4 protein-coding genes are annotated in these 3684 nt (G+C 58.1%); 1 reads left to right on the forward strand and 3 read right to left on the reverse strand.

All coding sequences use genetic code 11. The features are described 5' to 3' along the window. Positions 1 to 91 precede the first annotated feature (91 nt). The gene (locus tag YY7_RS0149620; protein WP_028169397.1) at positions 92 to 1243 is read right to left on the reverse strand and encodes an IS630 family transposase; all 1152 of its coding nucleotides are present in this window, start codon (positions 1241 to 1243) and stop codon (positions 92 to 94) included. Positions 1244 to 1286: 43 nt separating this feature from the next. On the opposite strand from YY7_RS0149620, the gene YY7_RS0149625 reads away from it, so the two are divergent. After that, entirely contained in the window at positions 1287 to 1574 is a 288-nt protein-coding gene (locus YY7_RS0149625; RefSeq protein ID WP_028169398.1) for a LexA family protein, read from the forward strand. Between the two features lie 114 nt (positions 1575 to 1688). Here YY7_RS0149625 and YY7_RS0149630 read toward each other — a convergent pair whose 3' ends face one another. Together YY7_RS0149630 and YY7_RS0149635 are read right to left on the reverse strand one after the other, a co-directional pair. Further along, positions 1689 to 1883: a hypothetical protein gene (locus YY7_RS0149630; protein ID WP_028169399.1), complete on the reverse strand. Its 195-nt coding sequence runs from the start codon at positions 1881 to 1883 to the stop codon at positions 1689 to 1691. A 1097-nt stretch (positions 1884 to 2980) separates the two neighbouring features. Continuing rightward, positions 2981 to 3337, reverse strand: coding sequence for a helix-turn-helix domain-containing protein (locus YY7_RS0149635; RefSeq protein ID WP_028169400.1), 357 nt, complete (start codon positions 3335 to 3337; stop codon positions 2981 to 2983). Between the last annotated feature and the right edge of the window lie 347 nt (positions 3338 to 3684).

Consider the following 3684-nt stretch of genomic DNA (forward strand, 5'->3'; position numbering starts at 1 on the left):
TGAAAAAGCACAGCCCTTCGCCTGGACGAAGAAACGAGTCCGCCAAAAGCGGTTCAAAGGCTGCCGTATCACTCAGCTCTGATTCCGGGTACTAGTACCTCGGCACAGAGGTTTTGACTCGTTGAACCTGGCCTGATTCGATGATGGGTTTTGGATAGGCCCGCGCCATTTTGGCGCGAGCCTTATTGGTTGTGAACATCCATTTGACGCGGGCGCGGTCGGCATTGCGCCGTTTCTCCCAGGCGGCGGTCTCGGCGACGAGGCGGGCGAAACCGTCGATGCGTCGATCGAGGCATTGGCGGGCGAGAACGCCGATCTCGATCTCGACCATGTTGAGCCAGCTGGCGTGCTTTGGGACGTAGTGGAACTCCAGTCGGCGCAGTACCCGCCGTGCTTCGTCGGCCGGAAAGGCCTGGTAGAGCGCCCCGGCCGAATGAGTTGAGAGATTGTCGAGCACCAGGCGGATGCGCTCGGCTCGGGGATAATGGATGTCGACGAGGTCGCGCATGCAGGCCGCAAAGTCTTCCGCAGCCCGCCGCTCGGTCACCTTCACCTTGCGCCAGGAGCGATGCGCGTCGAGGAAGACGAACAGGTTTGCGGTGCCATTGCGCCGATACTCGCAATCGTAGCGCTCGATCTGTCCCGGTGTGGCCGGGATCGGCTGGCGCACTTCGCCGATGAGCTGGATTGGGCTCTCGTCGAAGCAGACCACCGGCCGCTTCGGATCAGGCGCCTCGGCATAGAGATCGAGCACGTCCTCCATGCGGGCGACGTAGTCGGCATCGATCTGAGGGATGCACCACATGTCCTTGCGCCACGGCTTGAGATCGCTCTCGGCCAAGCGTCGGCGCACCGTCTCGCGCGACAGGCTCTCGTGTGGCGTCAGCTTGACGATCGCTTCGGCCAACAGTTCCAGGGTCCAACGGGCGCGGCCTGCCGGAGGGCTTGAGCAGGCGGTCGCCACCAAAAGGGCTTCCTCCTTGCCGGTGAGCTTGCGTTCCGACCCGGGCCGCGGCTCCTCGCTGAGCGCCGCCTCCAGATTGCCGAGGACAAAACGCCGTTTGGTGCGATAAACCGTGGACCCGCCGACGCCGACGCTACGGACGATCTCCGCGTCGCTGACCCCTGCGTCAGCGGCGAGCAATATCTGCGCCCGCTTGAGCTTGCGCGCCGCGTGCTTGCCGCCGCTCAGAAGCTCCGTGCGCTCGGTTTGGCTGAGTTCGACCCGATAGCGTACATTCATCCGTGCCTCCGCCTGTCGAGGCACTGACGAACAGCTGAATCGGATGGCCAAGGTGAGTCATTCTGCAAAAGCCTTCACGCCCAAGCAGGGCCAGTACCTGGCCTTCATCGACGCCTACACGCGCGTGCATCGCCGGCCACCTGCCGAATGGGAGATGCAACGGCACTTCGGCGTGTCCCCGCCTTCCGTCCACCAGATGGTGTTGACCCTCGAACGCGCGGGCATCATCAGGCGCCAGCCCGGCTCGCCGCGCAGCATCGAAGTGCTGGTCCCTCCTGAACAGCTCCCCGTCTTGGAAATCCCAAACCAATCAGTCAAAACCTCTGTGTAGAGGTACTAGTAGTAGCCCGTCCATTCGCCGCCACCATCCATAACATCTACTTTACACCGAGCACAAACTGGTTGTTGGTGTAGAGTTTGAAATCCTTTACTGCGGACGTCGTAATTAGGCTGCCGACCGGATCGACACCGCCGTCCAATATTGGCCGTAGAGCGCAAGCTCCTTGATCAGGTCATAAACCAGTCCCGCCCGCCAGCTCAGGCCTGAGAGCGAGGCCTGAAAACTTTTCATCGCATCCCTGAAATTGGCTTTCCATGCTTGTTTGGTCGGGCCAACGCTGACGATCGCGAGCTGATCCAATATCTTCAGCCAATGTTCCGCGGACGCTGCACACTGGTTGGCAATCGTTTTGATTGGGTGCTCACATCAGTGACAGGTATGGACAGGTTGTCGGAAGCCGGACATGAGACGTGTGCGACGTCGGGAAAACCCCCTGGAGAGAGACATCTTCTAAGCTTCGTTTGAGAGCCTGAATGGAAGTGCTGTCCGATGATGGCGTGACAGCGATGGCGCAAGCATTTCCGAGATATCGTTTCGGACCTTCGACCGGGAAGAGCTATGTCGCCGGGCGACACGATTAGCGTATACGCTGACTGCGGAAGAAGACGAGAGCGATATGGACTTGCGTAACCAGCTGCGCAAGCCGAATTCCGAAAGAATAGCCGGGTGTCGCCACAGCGGTGACCGAAGAAAAAGAGGCAGCTTGTAGTGAACAAGCGGCCCAAGTCTAGGGAGGAAACGCCCAAGGAGGGCAGCGATAGCGCATCGCGCTACCGCGCAAGAGGTTGACTTCTGATCGGTATCACAGCGCATACTTTGCCGAGGCGTGCTCACTCAGCATTCCGCCAACTCGCGGAGACATCCCCGGAGCCTTCGAGCAGACCTCGGTATCCATGTTTTGGACAAACGATTCCTCAGTTTGCGCCGGCGCGTGAGCGCTGGGTGAGACGACTACACTCAGGTCACTTCACCGTTGAAGCCAGAAATCGTGTTCCAGATCACAGCGATAGTCTCCTTTCCGGTCGCCATGGTAACGATAGGCTGATCGGGACAAAGATCGATTTTTTCTCGATAGTCGTGCTGGCGTTGACGAGTTTGGCTGTTTAATCGTACGGCGGCCGCGGTCTCGGCCTTGCAAGGTGATACTGTCGGACTTTGGAATAATGGATTCCATGAGCCTGGCAGGATCGATCGCAATGGAGAGATCTCCACTGCCACGCTGTGTTTAAACCGTGAGCCAGACGGCATCGGCTACCGGACTTGAGGAACTCGAATTCGCCGACTAGGTCTTCGATGTGACGAAACACCAACTCGGCTAATGGTGGCGCAACTGTAACCCGCTCCGTTCGGATGGGCCCTGCTTTTGAGGCTGCCATGGCCGAAGATGTGGCAGAATTTCAGGCCCGCGACTGACCAGCGCGGACGGCTGCAGCTAAAGCTTCTTCCAGCCTCGTCTTCTCCAGCAAGAGATCCGCGACGATCTTTCGAAAGCGTTGGTTTTCGACTGTAAGATCCTCCAACACACCCCGCATGTCATCCATCGTTCCCGCGTTGGCTGACCCGCCATTCTCAAGTGTGCCACATTGCGCGAATGTCGCATCACTCTTATGCAAGGGCATTTTTCGCCAACGATGAAGGGTCATGACGCTAACCCCGAGCGCTTTGCAAATCTCCATCTGAGAATTGCCCGCTCGTGCAAGCTCATTTGCTCGGGCAAGCTTCGACAGAATCTCCTCGTGAGAGTGCTTCTTCATCTTTCTCTCTAAAGGCTCGGCAACGACATCCTTGGTGATGCCTTGAATTTGTCGGCGTGGCGAAACTGAGGCCACCAGCGGCTCAGATTTCAAATACGAAAGGAGTGTGTATGATCCTGGACAAACCGCAGGAAGACCAGATCCGTAAGCCGAGCGTTCGTACATATTCGTGCCGCGACCTTCAAGAGACTTGAATGGCACATAGCGTCAAGCTGCACCATTTCAAAGTAGAGTAGTGTTTCCGACCTAGAGCGTGATGAGATTAGGTTTGACCATATCCGGCGTTGGTGAAGTAGTTTGAGCACTCGGCGGGTGTGACAGTGTCGAGGATCGGACCAATGGCATCG

It is taken from the genome of Bradyrhizobium elkanii WSM2783, assembly GCF_000472865.1.
GTDB lineage: Bacteria > Pseudomonadota > Alphaproteobacteria > Rhizobiales > Xanthobacteraceae > Bradyrhizobium > Bradyrhizobium elkanii_A.